Consider the following 17,909-nt stretch of genomic DNA (forward strand, 5'->3'; position numbering starts at 1 on the left):
TGACGGCTCTGGCCGAAAGACGGCGATCGCTTGATTGCTGTCAGAGTGTAGTAGACCGCTTGCGCGACGCACCGGGAGGGCTCCAATGCCCATCGCTGTGAAATGGCTCAACGTCCTGCCGTCGGAAAGAGCGGCGCTGAGGCTGGGTTTCGCCTTCCATTTCTGCGTGCTGGCCAGCTATTACCTGGTGCGACCTCTGCGCGATGCCTTGGGCCTGGAAGGCGGCGCCGACAAGTTGCAGTGGCTGTTCACGGCGACCTTCGTGGTGATGCTATTGATGGTGCCGTTGTTTGGCGCATTGGTTTCGCGGTTGCCGGCCACTCGTTTCGTGCCGTTGATCTATCGGTTGATCGCTTTGTCTATGCTGGTGTTTGGCGTGTTGATTGCCAACCACGTTGCGCCGGTGGCGGTCGGTCGGGTGTTTTTCGTCTGGATCAGCATCTACAACCTGTTCATCGTCTCCATCTTCTGGAGCGTGTTGGTGGATCGGTTTTCCAGCGAACAAGGGCGGCGGCTGTTCGGCTTCGTCGCGGCCGGAGGAACGCTGGGCACTTTCATCGGGCCTTTGTTGGCGGCGACCATGGCCACCCGGTTCGGCCCGGTGGCATTGACCCTCGCCGCCGCAGTGCTGCTGGAAGTTGCGGTGCGCTGCTACCGGGCGCTGCTGTCCCGTACCGAAGCGCAATCCGGCCGTCGGTCGCTGGCGGACCGGCGCATGGGCGGCGGCATGCTCGCCGGCATCACCCTGATTCTGCGCTCGCCGTATCTGCTGGGGCTGGTGCTGTTCATGCTGTTGCATACCAGCGCAGCGACCTTGTTGTATTTCGAACAGGGACGAATTGTCGCTGGTAGCTATGCTGATGTGGCCAGCCGGACGCAATTCTTCGCCGTTGTGGATTTGATCGTGTCAGCGCTGACCCTGGTCTTTCAGTTGGTGTTGACGGCGCCGTTGATCCGTTTGATTGGTATCGGCGGTGCGCTGGCAGCCTTGCCATTGGCGACGATCGTGGCGTTCGCTGCCATGGCCCTGGCGCCCGTGCCGGCAACCGTGGCGCTGGCGCAGGGGCTGCGCCGTGCGGTCGAGTTCGCCATCGTGCGGCCAGCGCGGGAAGTGCTGTGGACCGTGGTCAGCCGGGAAGAAAAGTACAAGGCCAAGAATGTGATCGAGACCTTGGTGTATCGCGGTGGAGATGCCGCCAGTGGCTGGTTGTCCGCCGGGTTGACGGCGCTGGGAGCGGGTTTCGGTCTGGTGGCGCTGGTGATCGTGCCGTTTGCCGGGTTGTGGGGCGGGTTATGCGTGTGGCTGGCCAGGCAGCAGGCGCAAAGGGCTGACAGCAAAAATGTGGAAGGACAATTCCATGAGCCACACTGATGGGTACTCGCGTCGGAAAATACTCACACTGGCTGCCGGTGCTTCGGCGGTTTTCACCTTCGATCCAGCGTTTGCAGCATCCACGCCGTCGACCGAAACAGGAGGCAAGAACATGCTGACCCGGGCCATTCCATCCAGCGCCGAACTCCTACCGATTGTCGGGTTGGGCACGTATCGCGGTTTTGATGTCGAGCCTTCAAGTCCGGACTACAAGCAACTGCCTGCGGTGCTGCGTGCGTTGTTCGAGAAGGGCGGGAAGGTGATCGACAGTTCGCCCATGTACGGGCGCGCCGAGCAGACGACCGGTGAACTGTTGTCGGTTCATGAGCCGCGCTCGCCGGCCTTCCTGGCCACCAAGGTATGGACCCGTGGCCGCGAAGAAGGCATCGCGCAGATGGAACAGTCCTTCAAACTGTTGCAGACCGACCGGATCGACCTGATGCAGATTCACAACCTGCTGGACTGGAAAGCCCATTTGCCCACGCTGCGAAAATGGAAGGAAGAAGGGCGCATTCGTTACATCGGCATCACTCATTACACGGCGTCGGCGTATGACGAGGTGGAAGCGGTGCTCAAGGCCGAGCCGTTGGACTTTTTGCAGATCAACTATGCCCTGGACGATCGCGGCGTCGAGAAACGTATCCTGCCGCTGTGTCGCGAGCGGGGCGTGGCGGTGATCTGCAATCGGCCCTTCGGCGGCGGTGATTTGCTCGCCCGTTTGAAGGGTAAGCCACTACCGGGTTGGGCCGCGCAAGTGGGGGTCAACAGCTGGGCACAACTGGCGCTCAAGTTCCTGCTGACGCATTCGGCGGTGACCTGCGTGATCCCCGGCACCGGCAACCCGCGTTACATGGCGGAAAATGCCGGTGCCGGTTTCGGTCCGATGCTGACGGGGGCGCAGCGCGAGCAGTTGATTGATGTGGTGGGGTAGGCAAATTGTCGAAGCTTGTCAGGTATTGTCCGAAGGCTATCTGCCATGGCCCCCCAACATCATAGTCGCCGTCCGGGAGGGTTAAGCGCGCGGTGCTAGACTTTCAGGGTGGAATAGACGATCGAACAACCTGATCCGGCGGTGCGAGGACGAGAACGCTGGAGGTATGACATGACGACTCAATCGCTGGCTAAAGAACACATCAACGTGGTGGTCCGCAATTATGTGGAAGGCATGGTGTTCGCCGATGAAGCCTTGCTGCGACAAGCCTTTCATCCTTCTTGCCGCATCATCGGCCATTACGAAGACAAGCTTGAATGGTTAACCCTGGAGGAATTTATCGGCGCGATCAAGGCCGAAGGGCCGGCACCCAAAGAGGTCAAACCGTTTTGGGAAGTGCAAAGCATCGATATCACGGGCGATGCCGCCGCGGTAAAAGTCATTGATGAATATCTCGGCATGCGATTTACCGATTACCTGTCGCTACTGAACATCAACTATCGCTGGATGATTGTGAACAAGCTGTATTACCTGAACGAATAGCGCGCGAGCCCGGGAGCCCAAAGGCTCCCGGGTATCGTTATGCAATCAGCGCCGATCCAGCCACACCGTCTGGGCATTGCAGAATTCGCGGACGCCGAAATGCGAGAGCTCACGGCCAAACCCGCTTTTCTTCACGCCGCCAAAGGTAACGCGCGGATCGGAGGCGCAATAGCCATTGATGAACACACCACCGGTTTCCAGTTCATCGGCCATCTGCTCGGCAAGCTCGACGTTGCGTGTGTAAATGGTTGAAGCGAGGCCGAACTCACTGTCATTCGCCAGTGCCAGAGCATGGGCCGCATCGCGGGCCGTGATGATCGAGGCCACCGGGCCAAACAGCTCCTGTTTGAACGAGGTCATCTGGTCGGTGACATCACCGAAGACCGTGGGCTCGTAAAAGTTGCCAGGGCCTTTAGCCTTCTTGCCGCCCATCAACAGCGTCGCGCCTTCTTCCAGGGTGTCGCGCACCTGTTGATCCAGTTCATCACGCAGATCAAAGCGAGCCATCGGGCCGATGTAAGTGTCGGCGGCCAGTGGATCGCCGACCACCAGTTTTTGCGTGGCTTCGACGAACTTGCGCGTGAATTCCTCGACGATGCCTTGCTCGACGATCAAGCGTTTGGCCGCCGCGCAAACTTGCCCGGTGTTCTGGTAGCGGCCAATCACGGCGGCTTTGACCGCTTCGTCGAGGTCGGCATCATTAAGGACGATGAACGGATCGGAACCGCCCAGTTCCAGTACGCACTTCTTCAATGCAGCGCCGGCCTGCGCGCCGATGGCCATGCCGGCTCGCACACTGCCGGTGAGGGTGACTGCCGCGATGCGTGGATCGGCGATCGCGGTGGAGACGCCGTCCGGCGTGACATTGATGACCTCGAAGACACCTTCAGGGAAGTCGGCCTGCTTGAAGGCCTCGTGCAACAGATAGGCGCTGCCCATCACGTTGGGCGCATGTTTGAGCACGTAGGTGTTGCCGGCGATCAACGCTGGAACGGCGCCGCGCAGGACCTGCCAGATCGGGAAGTTCCACGGCATCACGGCGAGAATCGGGCCGAGCGGGCGGTATTCAATGCGCGCCTTGCCGCCTTCCACCAACGTCGGTTCCGCGCTCAGCATCGCCGGGCCGTGTTCGGCGTACCACTCGCAGAGTTGCGCGCATTTTTCGATTTCGCCGCGCGCCTGAGTGATCGGCTTGCCCATTTCCAGGGTGATCATGTTGGCCATCGCGGCGGCGTTGCCGCGCAATGCTCCAGCCAGGGCGATCAACAACTGCGAGCGTTGATCAACCGGTTTGCTGCGCCAGGCGCGGAACCCGGCAGCGGCGCGGGACAGGGCGGCATCCAGTGCCGATGCGGATTCGAAAGGGTAGTGGCCGATCTGCTCGCCGTTGGCGGGGTTGATCGAAATGGCATGGGTGAGGCTGGAAACTTGGGTCATGGCACCGTCCTGCGAGGTGGGGATGCGCTCAGGTTACGGTGGCGATTGTTTTCTGGAAACTGAATAATACTGAGCATAACGTTCACGTTTGGAGAATGATTTGGATCTGGTACAGCTGGAAATTTTCAAAGCCGTCGCCGAGCACGGCAGCATCAGCGCGGCGGCTCAGCACATCCACCGGGTGCCGTCGAACCTGACGACGCGGATCAAGCAACTGGAGCTGGATCTGGGCGTGGACCTGTTTATCCGCGAGAAGAGCCGTCTGCGCCTGTCGCCGGCCGGCTGGAGTTTCCTCGACTATGCCCGGCGCATTCTCGATTTGGTCCAGGAGGCTCGCGCGACCGTGGCGGGCGAAGAACCGCAGGGATCGTTTCCGCTGGGGTCACTGGAGAGCACCGCTGCGGTGCGTATCCCTGAGCTGTTGGCTGCGTATAACCAGAAGCACGCCAAGGTCGAGCTGGACCTGTCCACCGGACCTTCGGGGACCATGATCGACGGCGTGTTGTCGGGACGACTGGCGGCCGCGTTTGTCGACGGGCCGGTGCTGCACCCGGCATTGGAGGGCGTGCCGGCGTTCGAGGAAGAAATGGTGGTGATCGCACCGCTCAACCATTCCCCGATCCATCGTGCGCGGGACGTCAATGGCGAAAACATCTATGCCTTTCGCTCCAATTGCTCCTATCGACACCACTTCGAAAGCTGGTTCGCCAAGGACGCGGCGGTGCCCGGCAAGATTTTCGAAATGGAGTCCTATCACGGCATGCTCGCGTGCGTCAGCGCTGGAGCTGGCCTGGCGCTGATGCCCCGCAGCATGCTCAACAGCATGCCCGGATGCACCACGGTGAGCGTCTGGCCGCTATCGGAAGCGTTTCGCTATTTGCGCACCTGGCTGGTGTGGCGCCGGGGGACGGTGTCGCAAAGCCTGACCATGTTTGTGCGCTTGCTGGAGGAGCGCGGGGTGGTGCGGGATGAGGCGGTGCGCTAGTGCGCACGTCGGCTCATTCCCCGGCTTTCGTCGACTTGATCAGATTGCCGCGCAACTTCACGATCGCCTTCTGCAGGAGCGCGAACTCGTCGAGCGTCAGGCCCGTCGCGTCGGCGAGGCCCATTTCCGGTTGGCTTTCGCGCAGCTGTCGACCGTTCTTCGTCAGGCTGATGCGCACCTGGCGCTCGTCCTCGGGATCGCGCTGCCTTTGCAAAAAGCCCATCGCTTCCAGCTTCTTCAGGATCGGGGTCAGCGTGTTCGATTCCAGAAACAGCTTCTCGCCCAGGCTGCCGACGGTCTGATGGTCTTCCTCCCATAGCGCGACGATGGTGATGTATTGCGTATAGGTCAGCCCAAGCTGCTCGAGTATTGGCTTGTACGCCTTGCCGAAGGCCAGGTTGGTGGAATAGACCGCAAAACACAGGAATTCGGAAAGCTTCAGGTTGTCGGGGACGACGTTGTCGGTGGGTTTCATGTACATCCTCGTTGGCCAAAGACGAATGGCTCGCAAAAAAGTGAAATATACCTCGTGTGCGATTGTATCGGCATGACTCTAACTGAGGTAGCAACCGGTTCGACGGCGAAAGTCGAACCGGTCGTACGTTGCATCACGCGGTCAGGGCGTTAATGACCACGTTGATATTGCCGCGCGTTGCCTTCGAGTACGGGCAGATTTGGTCGGCGGCGTGCGCCAGCTCCGTCGCGACGTCTTGCGTCAAACCTGGCACGCGAAGGGTCAGCCGGGCCTGGAGGAAGTAGGCCGGACCGGTCTGGCCCAGATCGACCTCAATATCGATGGCCAGATTGGGCGGCAGCGTCACCGGCATATTTTTCGCCGCCAGCTCGACGGCAGCGGTGTAGCAGGCCGACCATGCGCCGGCGAAAAACTGCTCTGCTGTCGGGTGCGGCACAATGGCGGCGAACTCGTGTGCCAGCCGAGGGTTTCCAGGCGACGAGAGCTGCATGGCGAGGCCGCGGGAAGAGTTGTTACCGTCGCTGAAGGTGGTGTGGGTTTTGCCTGTAGCCAGGACTTTTTCAATCTTGTTCATGGTTGTGTCCTCAATATTTGGTAGGGGTTGTGATTCGTATGCGCTTAAAGCGTATGCGATATATATGGCGCACTTGAATGCCGATCGAAGCGGTGCGTCAAGCCGTGAGGACGTTCAGGGCCACGTCAATGTTACCCCGCGTCGCTTTTGAGTACGGGCAGATTTGATCGGCGGTGTGCGCCAGCGTTGTCGCGATGTCCTGGGACAAACCCGGCACCCGCAGGGTCAATCGAGCCTGTAGGAAATAGGCTGGACCGGTCTGACCCAGATCGACTTCGATGTCGACGGACAGATCAGACGGCAGCACCACGTTCATCTCACCGGCCACCAGCCCGACGGCGGCGGTGTAGCAGGCCGACCAGGCGCCGGCGAACAGTTGCTCGGCAGTCGGGTGCGGCTGGGTGGCTGCAAACACGTGGGCGGGCTTGGCGATGCCGGGTGTCGACAAGGTGATGTCGAGGCTGCCGTCATGGCCGCGCGAGGTAGTGCCAGCGTGGCTGACGGTGGTGTGGGTTTTGCCGGTGGCCAGTACTTTTTCGATCTTGCTCATGGAATGAATCCTCAATGTTTCAATAGGTGCGGCTTGTGTGTCGTATACGTTTGTATCGTATGCGATTGAAATAATACTCGCGCAGAGCTCAATCAGTGTCAAGGGGCGGTGGCAGGTCCAGCCGACGAATGGCTTGTTGGCGGGATATGCCGAATTCGTCGTCGACCGGGCCTAAAGCGATCAAGCCGTGGCGTCTGGAATGGGTCAGTCTGAACGGTCTGTCCAAGGAGTTGACGATGAAACGACTGTCCCTGGCCGAAGCTCACGAGCTGGCCGAATCGATCTTGCTGCACAACGGTTTCAACCTTGCCCACGCTCAGGCGGTGGCCGCCACGGTGATGGCCGGCGAGCGCGATGGCTGCGCCTCCCATGGTTTGTATCGGGTATTGGGGTGCGTGAATTCGCTCAGGGCCGGCAAGGTGGCGGCCGATGCCGAGCCACGGGTGATCGATCAGGCCCCGTCGATCGTGCGGGTCGATGCGGCGGGCGGTTTCTCCCAGTTGGCGTTTCAGGCGGGTCTGCCATTGCTGCAGGAGAAAACCCGGGCAAACGGGATTGCAGCGCTGGCGATCAATCGCTGTGTGCATTTTTCTGCCTTGTGGGTCGAGATCGAACAGCTCACTGCTGCCGGCCTGGTGGCGCTGGCGTGTAATCCCAGCCATGCCTGGGTCGCGCCGGCAGGGGGCAGTCAGCCGGTGTTCGGCACTAATCCCATTGCGTTTGGCTGGCCGCGTTCGGGCAAGGATCCGTTTGTGTTCGACTTCGCCACCAGTGCGATTGCCCGTGGCGAAATCGAGTTGCATCGGCGTGCCGGAAAAGCGATTCCTGAAGGCTGGGGTGTCGATGCAGACGGACAGCCGAGTACTGATGCGAACGTAGTACTCGATGCCGGGGCGATGCTGACGTTCGGCGGGCACAAGGGCTCGGCGTTGGCTGCCATGGTGGAGTTGATCGCCGGGCCGTTGATTGGTGACCTGACCAGTGCCGAATCGTTGGCGTACGACGCGGGCAGCAAGTCGTCGCCGTACCACGGCGAGCTGATCATCGCCCTCGATCCGCGACGCTTTCTCGGCGAGGCCACCGAGCAGCATCTGGCCCGCGCCGAAGTGATGTTCCAGAGCATACAAGGGCAGGGCGCGCGCTTGCCGTCGCAACGGCGTTACGAGGCGAGAGCGCGCAGCCTGGTGGAGGGCGTGCAGATTCCCCAAGCCTTGTACAACGACCTGACGGCACTGCTGGATTGAAGAAACGGAGGGCAACTAATCCCCCTGTGGGAGTTGTAGTGCCACAACAATCAAGGACCGCCGCAGGTCAAACTGTGGGTGCGAGCCTGCTCGCGATGACGGCGGCACATTCAGCGCAGCGGCCAGCGGACCCACCGCTATCGCGAGCAGGCTCACTCCCACAGGGGATTGGCAGTGCCACAAAAATCCAAGACACCGCAGATCAAAATGTGGGAGCGGGCTTGCTCGCGAAGGCGTCGGCACATTCAGCACAGCGGCCAGCGGACCCACCGCTATCGCGAGCAGGCCCGCTCCCACAGGAGGTCGCTGTTCGATTGAGTGGTTTTACAGCGGTTCGCGGTGGCTGTTGCCATCGACCAGACGGGCAATGCCCAGCGGATTGGCGTTTTTCAGCGCGTCGGGCAAGAGCGCATCCGGGCAATTCTGGTAGCACACCGGACGCAGGAAACGCTCGATGGCCAGGCTGCCGACCGAGGTGCCACGAGTATCAGAGGTGGCCGGGTAGGGCCCGCCGTGCACCATCGCATCGCAGACTTCGACGCCGGTCGGGTAGCCGTTGAACAGTACCCGGCCGACTTTCTGTTCAAGCAAGGGCAGCAGGTCGCCATGGGTTTGCAAGTCACCGGCTTCGGCAATCAGAGTGGCCGTGAGTTGGCCGTGAAAACTTTGCAATGCCCGTTGCAGTTCGGTCTTGTCGGCCACTTCCACCAACACGGTAGTCGGCCCGAAAACTTCTTCCTGCAACAGCGGGTCGCCATTGAGCAACAGGCTGACGTCGGCCTTGAACAGCTGCGGCTGGGCCTGCTTGCCCTGTTGTTCGCGGCCGGCGAGGTGGCTGATGTGCGGATGCGCGTGCAGCGCCTGCACACCCTTGGCATAGCTGGATAACGTGCCGGCATTGAGCATGGTTTGCCCCGGCTGGTCGGCCATTACCGCACTGAGTGATTGAATAAATGCGCTGAATTCAGGGGAGCGAATGCCGATTACCAATCCGGGGTTGGTGCAGAACTGCCCGCAACCGAGCACCACTGACGCGGCGAGTTCACTGGCGATTTTTTCGCCCCTCAGTCGCACGGCTTCGGGCAGCACCAGCACCGGATTGATGCTGCTCATTTCGGCGAACACCGGAATCGGCTGAGGCCGTGCGGCGGCCATGTCGCAGAGGGCGCGTCCACCCTTGAGTGAACCGGTAAAACCCACTGCCTGGATCGCCGGATGCTTGACCAACGCTTCGCCGACACCCGCGCCGTAGATCATGTTGAACACCCCCTTGGGCATGCCGGTTTGCTCGGCGGCGCGCAGGATCGCATTGGCCACCAGTTCGGCAGTCGCCATATGCCCACTGTGAGCCTTGAACACCACCGGGCAACCGGCAGCCAGGGCGGCAGCGGTGTCGCCACCGGCGGTGGAGAACGCCAACGGGAAATTGCTCGCACCGAACACCGCGACCGGGCCAACGCCGATCCGGTACTGCCGCAAATCCACACGTGGCAGCGGCTGACGATCGGGCAAGGCGCGGTCGATGCGCGCGCCATAGAAATCGCCACGGCGCAGGACCTGAGCGAACAAGCGCATCTGACCGCTGGTGCGGCCGCGCTCACCCTGAATGCGCCCGGTCGGCAGCGCCGTCTCGCGGGTGACGAGGGCAACGAACTCATCGTCCAGCGCATCCAGTTGCGCGGCGATAGCCTCGAGGAATTCTGCGCGGCGGCTCGCCGGCAAATTGCGAAAGGCCGGGTAGGCTGCCGCCGCGGCCTGGGCAGCGGCGTCCACTTCCTCAACGGTGGCTTGCGTGAACGAGTAGGGCAGCGCTTCACCGGTGCAGGCGTCATGGCTTTGCACGGTGATGTTGCCGACGGCACTGCGTGCGCCGCCGATGTAGTTGTGGCCGATGATATGGGGCATGGAAAACTCCTGTCGAAAAGGGGCAGGCTTAATGATTGCCAGTTAACAGAGATCGATAGTCGGACGGTTATTTGTGGCGAGGGAGCTTGCTCCCGCTCGAGTGCGCAGCAGTCGTAAACCTACACATAGGTGTGCCTGGAAAACCGGGTCGCAGGTTTTAGGGACGCTTCGCGCCCCAGCGGGAGCAAGCTCCCTCGCCACAGGTACGGTGCCCGCCTCATCGTTCTTAACTGACAGGTATGAAACTCAAGCCAGAGAATCACCCCGACGAGCGGTGGCCGGTTCGGCGGTGCCCAAGGCCGCGATCCGCGCCGCGGATTCGCTATCCACCAGGTGCAGCGACTTGCCCCGGGTTTCCCGGGTCAGGCCGACGGCGACAATAGAGATCAGCGCGGCGCCGACCAGGTACCAGGCGATCGGTGTCGAGCTGTGGTACTTGTTGAGCAGGGTGAGGGCAATCAGCGGCGCCAACGAGCCGGCGAAGATCGGTGCCACCTGGTAGCACAGGGACAACGCGGTGTAGCGCACGTGGGTCGGGAACATTTCAGCCATCAGCGCCGAGTAGGGCGCGTAGGTCATCGACTCGATCGCCAGGCCCAGGGTGATTGCCCCGATGATCATCCAGTTGTTGCCGGTGTCCATCATCGGGAAGCCGATGAAGCCCCAGAACGCGGTGAGGATTGCACCCGTCAGGTACACCGGTTTGCGTCCGACCAGGTCGGACAGATAACCCATCAGCGGGATCATGAAGAAATGCAGCAGGTGCGCGCCGAACATCAGAAACAGAATCTCTGAAGTGTCCTTATGCACCACCAGTTTCAGGTAGGTAATCGAGAAGGTCACGACGGTGTAGTAAAGGATGTTCTCGGCAAACCGCGCGCCGATGCCGACCAGCACCGCCCGCCAGTGATGACGCAGGACTTCGACCACGCCCAATTGCTGTTGCTTGTTTTGCGCCTGACGGGCCTGGGCCTCCTTGAAGATCGGCGCGTCATCGACGCTGGTGCGAATCCAGTAGCCGATCAGCACCACCACCGCCGAAAACCAGAACGCTATACGCCAGCCCCATGAGAGGAATTGCTCCTCCGACAGGTTCGACGACAACAGCAGCAACGCAACGGTCGCCACCAGGTTACCGGCCGGAACTCCGGCTTGCGGCCAACTGGCCCAGAAGCCACGGCGATTGTCCGGGCAGTGTTCGGACACCAGCAGAATCGCACCGCCCCATTCGCCACCGAAGGCGAAACCCTGGATCAGTCGCAGCAGCACCAGTAACACGGGCGCGGCGTAGCCGATCTGGTCGAAACCGGGCAGGCAACCCATCAGGAACGTGGTGATGCCGACCACTACAAGGCTCAGTTGCAACAGGCGCTTTCGGCCGAATTTGTCACCGTAATGACCGAACACCAAACCACCCAATGGCCGGGCGAGGAAGCCGACCGCGTACAGGGCGAAGGCAGCGAGGATGCCATCGATCGGGCTGTCGGTCTGACGGAAGAACAACTGGCCGAAGACCAGTGCCGAGGCGGTGCCGTAGAGAAAAAATTCATACCATTCGGCGACGGTACCGGCCATGGCGGCGGCCACGACACGCTTGAGTCCCGAAGGTGTGGTTGCGCGGGCGGTGCTGTGAGGAGTGGGCATTCGGACGTTTCCTGTAGAGGCGCAAAAAACAGGCAGCCGGGTCGGCTCCGAAAGGGACCCGCCCGGCAATCACTCAGAGACCGACGTCCGGCAGTTCCGGACGGTTGGCCAGGGCCTTGGCCATGATCTGCTCGACGAAAACCCGATCGGCTTCCGGCAGGGCCAGGCGTGGTGGGCGAGTCAGGGCGCTGCCGCGACCGGCGATGGCTTCGCACAGCTTGATGCACTGCACCAGGTCGGCACGGGCGTCGAGGTGCAGGATCGGCATCAGCCATTCGTAGATCGGCATGGCTTCGGCGAAGCGACCGGCTTTGGCCAGGCGGAAAATGGTTTCGCCTTCTTTCGGGAACACGTTGGACATGCCCGAGACCCAGCCTTCGGCCCCCACGGCGATGCTTTCCAGCACCACGTCATCAAGGCCGGCGAACAGCACAAAACGGTCGCCCACTTCATTGCGCACGTCGATGAAACGACGGGTGTCGCCGGAGGAATCCTTGAAGCACACCACGTTGTCGCAGTCGGCCAGGGAAATCAGGATGTCCGGGGTGACGTCGTTTTTGTAGATCGGCGGGTTGTTGTAAACCATCAGCGGTACGTCGGCATTTTTTGCCACGTAGCGGTAGTGCTCGGCAGTCTCGAACGGCTTGGAACCGTAGACCAGTGCCGGCATCAGCATGACCCCGTCGACGCCGACCCGGCGCACCGCATTGGCCACCTTGGCCGCTTGAATGCTGGTGAATTCGGCCACACCGCAAATCACCGGCACGCGACCACGGGAAGCGTCGACCGCGACTTCGGTCACGGCGATTTTCTCTTCGGCGGTCAGCGAGGTGTTTTCCCCCACCGAACCGCACACCACCAGGCCCGACACACCGTCACGGATCACGTTGGAAATCACCTGATGGGTTTTTTCCAGGTTGATGGAGAAGTCGTCGTTGAATTGAGTGGTCACCGCGGGGAAGACGCCACTCCAGTTAATGCGCTTGCTCATTGTTGCCTCCGGTTTGTTAATTGTATTTCGTATACGATATTTCAAGTGAAAATATTCGGCTACTGCTTTTTTCAATCAATCAGGTTTTTTTGCTGGTGGGTAAATTCCACTGTGGAGCGAGAGCTTCTGTGGCGAGGGAGCTTGCTCCCGCTGGGTTGCGCAGCAGCCCCAATGCTGTAATCGCGGTTTGTCTGAAACAATCGGTACTCTGGTTTCACGACTGCTCCGCAGCCGAACGGGAGCAAGCTCCCTCGCCACAGAAGCTGCCTCACCACAGAAGCTCCGTTTCTGCCTCAGGCCCCAGGCCAAGTGTCAGAGAGTCGATAGCCTTGTGGCCACGGATCACTCGGATCGAGCAGCAATTGGTGAGTGCCAGTGATCCAGGCCCGGCCGGAAATGCACGGGTAGATCGCCGGGCGCCCGGCCACTTCGGTCAGCGAATCGATGCGGCAGTGAAACTCGGAACCGATGATCGAACGGCCGATAAAACGCTCGCCGACCTGCATCAAGCCCTTCGCCTGCAGCACCGCCATGCGCGCCGAGCAGCCGGTGCCGGTCGGCGAACGGTCGATCTTGCCGGGTTGAATCACCACCGCGTTGGCGCCGGTGGCGATGCCATTTTCATAGACGAGGGGCGCCGCGATCTGGCAGAAGGAAATGTGCGACCACTCGGGGTTCAGCGGATGGACGAAGCCCAATTGTTCGTTGGCCGCGCGGGTGATTTTCAGCCCGACCTCGACCAGTTCGGCCGCCTCATCAGGACGAATGGAAAAGCCCAGGCGCTTGGCATCGGCGATCACAAAACTGTCGCCGCCGTACGCGGTGTCGACCTGCAATGAGCCGACGCCTTCAACTTCGATCCAGGCGTCGAGACGGTCAGCGAAGGAGGGCACGTTCTTGATTTCCACCCGTTCGACCTTGCCGTCACGGCAGTCGGCCACCGCTTCGATCAGCCCGCCCGGCGCTTCGAGCACCAGCCGGGTTTGCGGTTCGGTCATCGGCAGGATGCCGCTGTCGAGCAACACGGTGGCCACGCACAGTGAGTTGGAACCGGACATCGGCGGCGTGTCGGCCGGTTCCATGATGATCCAGGCCATCTGTGCCCGAGGATCCTTGGCCGGCACCAGCAAGTTGACGTGGCGGAACACGCCACCGCGCGGCTCGTTGAGGACGAAGTTGCGCAGGGTCTGATCCTTGGCAATCCAGCGCGACTGTTCCCACACGGTGGCCCCGGGTGGCGGCGCGACGCCGCCGACGATCACATCGCCGACTTCGCCTTCGGCGTGGCAGCTAACTACATGGATGACTTTCGATGAGCGCATGGTTTGCTCCTTGTTTTGTCTGTTAGGGCCTCATCGCGAGCAGGCTCACTCCCACAGGGTTTGGGGCTGTACATAGCCCAATGTGGGAGCGGGCTTGCTCGCGAAGGGGCCATCGGTTATTTCACTGATTTCAAGAACGCCGCAGTTTCCGCATGCACCGGATTCCCAATCACCTGATCCGGCGAACCGATCTCATGCACCAGCCCATTGCGAAAGAACGCCACACGATCAGACACATCCCGGGCAAAGCGAATCTCATGCGTCACCAACACCATGGTCATACCGTCTTCGGCGAGCATGCGCATGGTGTCCAGCACCTCGCCCACCAGTTGCGGGTCGAGGGCCGAAGTGGCTTCGTCGAACAGCATGTAGTCCGGCGACATCGCCAGGGCGCGGGCAATCGCCATGCGCTGTTGCTGACCACCGGAGAGCTTGCCGGGAAAGGCCTTGAGCTTGTCGCCCAGACCGACGTGTGTCAGTTGCTTGACCGCCAGTTCCTCGGCTTCGGCCTTGCTCTTGCCCAGCACTTTGCGCGGCGCCAGCATCACGTTTTCCAGCACGGTCAGGTGCGGGAAGGCGTTCCATTGCTGAAAGACAATGCCGATCTTCTGCCGCAGTCGGTTGAGGTCGGTGGCGCTGTGATGAACCTCGACACCGTCGACGCGGATGTTGCCTTTCTGGATCGGCTCCAGGCCGTTGATGCACATCAGCAAGGTCGACTTGCCCGACCCGGAGCCGCCGATGATCGACACCACCTCGCCCTTGTTCACCGTCAGGTTGACGCCCTTGACCACTTCGAGGTTGCCGAAGGATTTGTGTACGTTGTCGATCTCAATCATTTTCTTGCCACCTTCTTTCCAGACGAGCGCCGAGGCGAGCGACCACCAGGCTCATGACGTAGTAGATGAGGCCCGCGATGCACAGCACCAGCAGCGGCTCCTGAATGCGGGTCACGATGGTTTGCGAGGCGCGCAGCAGTTCGACGATGCCGATCCACATCACCAACGCGGTGTCTTTCATCACGCTGAGCACCAGGTTCAGCCAGCCGGGAAACGCCACCCGCGTGGCCATCGGCAGGACGATCCAGCGCAGGTCCTGGAGGAAACTCAGGCCCAGGGAGCGACTGGCCCGGCGCACGGTGAACGGCACTGAAAGCACGCCGCTGCGCACGATCTCGGTGAAGTACGCGGCGGCATAGACCCCGAGCACAATGCAGCCGACGCTGAAGGCGCTGATGTTCAAGCCGACAATACTTTTCAGCGAGTTGAACAACACAAACTGGATCAGCAACGGCACGCTGCGAAACACGTCCAGCACCCACGCCAGCGGCAGGCTGGCGCGTGGCAACAGCGCCCGCAGCAAGCCGAACAGCAACCCGGCGAAGGAGCCGAGGATGATCGACCAGAACGTGAGTTTCAGAGTGACCCAGGCACCATCCAGCAAGAACAACAGGTCATTCCAGGAAAAACTGGTGGTCAACATGCTCACCTCCTCAGTAGCGGAACAGTCGCCAGGCCATCAGCCGGGCGACGGCGACGATCGCCTTGGCAATCAGGTAATACAGCGCCGCGGCGATGGCGAAATATTCAAAGGTGCGGAACGTCTTGACGTTGTAATCCTGGGTCACGCCGGTGAGGTCATTGTTCAGCCCGACGATCACCCCCAGCGACGTCATCAACACCGCCCAGACCATCTGGTTACTCAACGGGTAGAACACGATCCGCAGCAGCTGCGGGACGATGATCATCCGGTAAGCCTGGAAGGCACTCATGCCCAGCGAACGCGCGGCGCGCACCTGCGTGCCGGGCACCGCCTTGAGGCCACCGCGAAAGTTTTCCGCCAGGTAACCGGCGTTGTTGAAGGTGATCCCGGCCAGCAGCGCGAACCATGAGCTGACATGCAAACCCAGTGAGCCGAGGCCGAAGTAGAGGACATAGATCTGGAACAGCGACGGCGTGTTGCGGGCGATCGACACCCAGCCGTTGCCGATGCCGCGCAACAACGGCTGTTTGGCTTCGCGCATCACCGTCAGGGCCAGGGCGATCAGCACGCCGAAAATCATCGACAGCGCGGCGGTCTCGAAGGTGACCCAGGCGCCGGCCAGCATGTCCGGCAGGGCGCGCAGGGTCGCGCGCCATTGGAAGGTGTAATCAAACATGCGCGTGGCTCTCCAGTGAGGCGGCCGATTGCAGCCAGGTCGGCAAACGACCACTGGCCGTGGCGCTGCAGGCGGCGTCGACACATTCGGCGAGGTTGGCGAAGTGCACCTTGCGGCCCACCAGGCCGGGTGCGTAATGGGCGTATTTGCCCGAGTTGGTCATCAAGGTTTTGGCGGCCAACGGGATCACCGGCTCGCCGAGCATGCACCAGCAGGTGTCGGTGACCAGTGTCGCGCCGAAGGCTTCGATCACCGCGACATGTCCCGCCTCGCGGGCCTGCTCCAGCACCGCACGACCGCAGGTGATGGCGAGCACCACCTCGGGGTGTTTGTGCCGCCCCCGACACAGCCGCGCCAGATGCGCGAATTCGCTGAGGGAGAAATGCGGATTGCCTAGAGAGACCACATCCACCCGGTTGTCGTGGGCACTGTTGAGTTCGTGCCAGCTGAGCAGCAAATCCTTCAGACGGATTTTTTCCACCGGCACGGGGACATTCGCTTCCAGCACCTGCGCCGGGTCGAGTGCCTCCGGGGTCACCCCGGCGATATGGAACAGCGGCGCGGCAGAGGTGGTGGCGAAAGCCGCGCCGAAGGCTTTCAAATCGTCCAGGCTCGGCTTGCTATGTTCCAGCCCCAGCACCAGCGGAATTCGACTGCCGGCCAGGGCACCGATGTGGTAACCAAGCAGCGGATAGAAGGCATCGTCCAGTTCAGCTAAAACCGGCAATTCGATTTGCAGACTCGCTTTACGTTGCGCGTCCAGATGGCAGCCGATCAGGGGCGCGCGACCGGTCAGGGCGATGCAGATATCCAGGTAATCCGGGTATTTCAGGGTGCGTGCGCCGAGCACGCTATTGGCATACACCACGGCGTTGGATTCGGCCCAGACGATTTGCTCGCCGGCCTTCGGCGCGCTGTCGAGCAGGTAAGGTGCGCAAGTGAAACTCAGCTGCGCGCCCATCGCCATGTATGCATCGCCCAAGGCGCTGGCCGGTACGCCGAGTGCCGAATCGATGCCCAACTCGCGCCAACGGCGCTGGTCGACGGAAATCGAATTGAGGGTGGTCGGCACCCGCACTTTGGCTCCCCACTGCACCAGTTGTTCGGCGAAGCGCAGGCTCGCAGGTCCGGTATAAATGCAGCCGTCGATGTGCGCCTGGGTGACGTCTACCAGACTGCGCGCACCTTGCAGTTCAGCCATGCGCAAGACGATCTGCATCGCCACTTGCGCGGCTTTGCCATGCTCGCCGTAGAGCAGCGCCTGATCGTGTTCGGTGAGTTCGATGGCGGTGGTTTTTTCTGCTGTCTGCAACGGACTGTCGAATGCCTGCCAGGCATCGCCCGGCAGGTGTTCGAACAAGGTCACCGTTGACGCTTCGACCCGAGCAAAGGCCTTGCCGCGCAAGGTGGCGAAGGCCTCCCGGCCGATGCACAGCACCGGCAGGGAACGCTCGAAAATGGTCTGTGCCACAAGCACGCCCAGGGTCAGGATCTCATCGGGTTCGGCCAGCACCAGTGCGGCCGGCGCATGGCCGTTGCTGATCAGTTCCATCAGCACACTGCTGCCGGTGCACGAACCGCGACCACTGGGAATCGCCAGCACCCGGCCGGCCAGATGTTCGCCGCTGAGTGGGTGGTGACGGTCGATGATCTCTCCACTAAATGGATCGACCCCGCCCCAGAAGCTCAGCCCGACATCGGCAAACAGCAGGGCGCCTTGGGCGGCGCCGGCGACCAGGCTGCGACCGGTCAGAGAGGTTGGCCTAGGCATGCCGGAC

The 17,909-nt window shown here is 61.5% G+C and carries 17 protein-coding genes; 5 read left to right on the forward strand and 12 right to left on the reverse strand.

The annotated features are described in order from the left end of the window. Positions 1 to 85 precede the first annotated feature (85 nt). From PFAS1_RS24860 to PFAS1_RS24870, 3 genes are all read left to right on the forward strand, one after another. Positions 86 to 1,372: an NTP/NDP exchange transporter gene (locus PFAS1_RS24860; protein ID WP_076030917.1), complete on the forward strand. Its 1,287-nt coding sequence runs from the start codon at positions 86 to 88 to the stop codon at positions 1,370 to 1,372. Next, positions 1,359 to 2,303, forward strand: a complete 945-nt coding sequence (locus PFAS1_RS24865) for an aldo/keto reductase (protein ID WP_076030918.1) — start codon at positions 1,359 to 1,361, stop codon at positions 2,301 to 2,303. The genes PFAS1_RS24860 and PFAS1_RS24865 overlap by 14 nt, the downstream gene beginning before the upstream one ends. A 171-nt stretch (positions 2,304 to 2,474) precedes the next feature. Next, positions 2,475 to 2,846: a nuclear transport factor 2 family protein gene (locus PFAS1_RS24870; protein ID WP_074877212.1), complete on the forward strand. Its 372-nt coding sequence runs from the start codon at positions 2,475 to 2,477 to the stop codon at positions 2,844 to 2,846. A gap of 45 nt (positions 2,847 to 2,891) precedes the next feature. On the opposite strand, the gene PFAS1_RS24875 is transcribed toward PFAS1_RS24870, so the two are convergent. After that, positions 2,892 to 4,283: an aldehyde dehydrogenase family protein gene (locus PFAS1_RS24875; RefSeq protein ID WP_076030919.1), complete on the reverse strand. Its 1,392-nt coding sequence runs from the start codon at positions 4,281 to 4,283 to the stop codon at positions 2,892 to 2,894. 100 nt (positions 4,284 to 4,383) lie between these two features. Between PFAS1_RS24875 and ptrR the strand changes: the two genes are divergently transcribed. After that, positions 4,384 to 5,268 (forward strand): putrescine utilization regulator PtrR, encoded by an 885-nt coding sequence (ptrR, locus tag PFAS1_RS24880; RefSeq protein WP_076030920.1) that lies wholly within the window; start codon positions 4,384 to 4,386, stop codon positions 5,266 to 5,268. Between the two features lie 13 nt (positions 5,269 to 5,281). On the opposite strand, the gene PFAS1_RS24885 is transcribed toward ptrR, so the two are convergent. From PFAS1_RS24885 to PFAS1_RS24895, 3 genes are all read right to left on the reverse strand, one after another. After that, positions 5,282 to 5,743, reverse strand: a complete 462-nt coding sequence (locus PFAS1_RS24885; RefSeq protein WP_074877208.1) for a MarR family winged helix-turn-helix transcriptional regulator — start codon at positions 5,741 to 5,743, stop codon at positions 5,282 to 5,284. A 133-nt stretch (positions 5,744 to 5,876) separates the two neighbouring features. Then, positions 5,877 to 6,317: an OsmC family protein gene (locus PFAS1_RS24890; protein ID WP_076030921.1), complete on the reverse strand. Its 441-nt coding sequence runs from the start codon at positions 6,315 to 6,317 to the stop codon at positions 5,877 to 5,879. A gap of 97 nt (positions 6,318 to 6,414) precedes the next feature. Further along, the gene (locus tag PFAS1_RS24895) at positions 6,415 to 6,867 is read right to left on the reverse strand and encodes an Ohr family peroxiredoxin (protein ID WP_076030922.1); all 453 of its coding nucleotides are present in this window, start codon (positions 6,865 to 6,867) and stop codon (positions 6,415 to 6,417) included. 236 nt (positions 6,868 to 7,103) lie between these two features. Here PFAS1_RS24895 and PFAS1_RS24900 point away from each other — a divergent pair, with 236 nt between their 5' ends. Next, complete coding sequence (locus tag PFAS1_RS24900; protein ID WP_076031600.1) at positions 7,104 to 8,111, forward strand: Ldh family oxidoreductase; 1,008 nt, start codon at positions 7,104 to 7,106, stop codon at positions 8,109 to 8,111. A gap of 324 nt (positions 8,112 to 8,435) precedes the next feature. Here the strand turns inward: PFAS1_RS24900 and PFAS1_RS24905 are convergent, their stop codons facing one another. From PFAS1_RS24905 to lhpI, 8 genes are all read right to left on the reverse strand, one after another. Further along, complete coding sequence (locus tag PFAS1_RS24905) at positions 8,436 to 10,016, reverse strand: aldehyde dehydrogenase (NADP(+)) (RefSeq protein ID WP_076030923.1); 1,581 nt, start codon at positions 10,014 to 10,016, stop codon at positions 8,436 to 8,438. Positions 10,017 to 10,262: 246 nt separating this feature from the next. After that, complete coding sequence (gene abaF / locus PFAS1_RS24910; RefSeq protein ID WP_076030924.1) at positions 10,263 to 11,660, reverse strand: fosfomycin efflux MFS transporter AbaF; 1,398 nt, start codon at positions 11,658 to 11,660, stop codon at positions 10,263 to 10,265. Between the two features lie 73 nt (positions 11,661 to 11,733). Continuing rightward, positions 11,734 to 12,651 (reverse strand): dihydrodipicolinate synthase family protein, encoded by a 918-nt coding sequence (locus tag PFAS1_RS24915; protein WP_008157198.1) that lies wholly within the window; start codon positions 12,649 to 12,651, stop codon positions 11,734 to 11,736. 293 nt (positions 12,652 to 12,944) lie between these two features. Then, on the reverse strand, positions 12,945 to 13,973 hold the full coding sequence (locus PFAS1_RS24920; RefSeq protein ID WP_076030925.1) for a trans-3-hydroxy-L-proline dehydratase: 1,029 nt from the start codon (positions 13,971 to 13,973) through the stop codon (positions 12,945 to 12,947). 116 nt (positions 13,974 to 14,089) lie between these two features. Next, positions 14,090 to 14,812, reverse strand: coding sequence for an amino acid ABC transporter ATP-binding protein (locus PFAS1_RS24925; RefSeq protein WP_008157200.1), 723 nt, complete (start codon positions 14,810 to 14,812; stop codon positions 14,090 to 14,092). Then, positions 14,805 to 15,455 (reverse strand): amino acid ABC transporter permease, encoded by a 651-nt coding sequence (locus tag PFAS1_RS24930; RefSeq protein WP_008157201.1) that lies wholly within the window; start codon positions 15,453 to 15,455, stop codon positions 14,805 to 14,807. Before PFAS1_RS24930 ends, PFAS1_RS24925 begins: the two co-directional genes overlap by 8 nt. A gap of 10 nt (positions 15,456 to 15,465) precedes the next feature. Continuing rightward, on the reverse strand, positions 15,466 to 16,131 hold the full coding sequence (locus PFAS1_RS24935) for an amino acid ABC transporter permease (protein WP_076030926.1): 666 nt from the start codon (positions 16,129 to 16,131) through the stop codon (positions 15,466 to 15,468). Then, entirely contained in the window at positions 16,124 to 17,902 is a 1,779-nt protein-coding gene (lhpI, locus tag PFAS1_RS24940) for a cis-3-hydroxy-L-proline dehydratase (protein WP_076030927.1), read from the reverse strand. The genes PFAS1_RS24935 and lhpI overlap by 8 nt, the downstream gene beginning before the upstream one ends. Between the last annotated feature and the right edge of the window lie 7 nt (positions 17,903 to 17,909).

The sequence above is a fragment of the Pseudomonas frederiksbergensis genome, from assembly GCF_001952935.1.
GTDB classification, from domain to species: domain Bacteria; phylum Pseudomonadota; class Gammaproteobacteria; order Pseudomonadales; family Pseudomonadaceae; genus Aquipseudomonas; species Aquipseudomonas frederiksbergensis.

Excerpts from the sequence above, each read along its gene's own strand:
- PFAS1_RS24860 (WP_076030917.1), top strand. The coding sequence starts at position 86 with ATGCCCATCGCTGTGAAATGGCTCAACGTCCTGCCGTCGGAAAGAGCG.
- PFAS1_RS24865 (WP_076030918.1), top strand. The coding sequence starts at position 1,359 with ATGAGCCACACTGATGGGTACTCGCGTCGGAAAATACTCACACTGGCT.
- PFAS1_RS24870 (WP_074877212.1), top strand. The coding sequence starts at position 2,475 with ATGACGACTCAATCGCTGGCTAAAGAACACATCAACGTGGTGGTCCGC.
- PFAS1_RS24875 (WP_076030919.1), bottom strand. The coding sequence starts at position 4,283 with ATGACCCAAGTTTCCAGCCTCACCCATGCCATTTCGATCAACCCCGCC.
- PFAS1_RS24885 (WP_074877208.1), bottom strand. The coding sequence starts at position 5,743 with ATGAAACCCACCGACAACGTCGTCCCCGACAACCTGAAGCTTTCCGAA.
- PFAS1_RS24890 (WP_076030921.1), bottom strand. The coding sequence starts at position 6,317 with ATGAACAAGATTGAAAAAGTCCTGGCTACAGGCAAAACCCACACCACC.
- PFAS1_RS24895 (WP_076030922.1), bottom strand. The coding sequence starts at position 6,867 with ATGAGCAAGATCGAAAAAGTACTGGCCACCGGCAAAACCCACACCACC.
- PFAS1_RS24900 (WP_076031600.1), top strand. The coding sequence starts at position 7,104 with ATGAAACGACTGTCCCTGGCCGAAGCTCACGAGCTGGCCGAATCGATC.
- PFAS1_RS24905 (WP_076030923.1), bottom strand. The coding sequence starts at position 10,016 with ATGCCCCATATCATCGGCCACAACTACATCGGCGGCGCACGCAGTGCC.
- abaF (WP_076030924.1), bottom strand. The coding sequence starts at position 11,660 with ATGCCCACTCCTCACAGCACCGCCCGCGCAACCACACCTTCGGGACTC.
- PFAS1_RS24915 (WP_008157198.1), bottom strand. The coding sequence starts at position 12,651 with ATGAGCAAGCGCATTAACTGGAGTGGCGTCTTCCCCGCGGTGACCACT.
- PFAS1_RS24920 (WP_076030925.1), bottom strand. The coding sequence starts at position 13,973 with ATGCGCTCATCGAAAGTCATCCATGTAGTTAGCTGCCACGCCGAAGGC.
- PFAS1_RS24925 (WP_008157200.1), bottom strand. The coding sequence starts at position 14,812 with ATGATTGAGATCGACAACGTACACAAATCCTTCGGCAACCTCGAAGTG.
- PFAS1_RS24930 (WP_008157201.1), bottom strand. The coding sequence starts at position 15,455 with ATGTTGACCACCAGTTTTTCCTGGAATGACCTGTTGTTCTTGCTGGAT.
- PFAS1_RS24935 (WP_076030926.1), bottom strand. The coding sequence starts at position 16,131 with ATGTTTGATTACACCTTCCAATGGCGCGCGACCCTGCGCGCCCTGCCG.
- lhpI (WP_076030927.1), bottom strand. The coding sequence starts at position 17,902 with ATGCCTAGGCCAACCTCTCTGACCGGTCGCAGCCTGGTCGCCGGCGCC.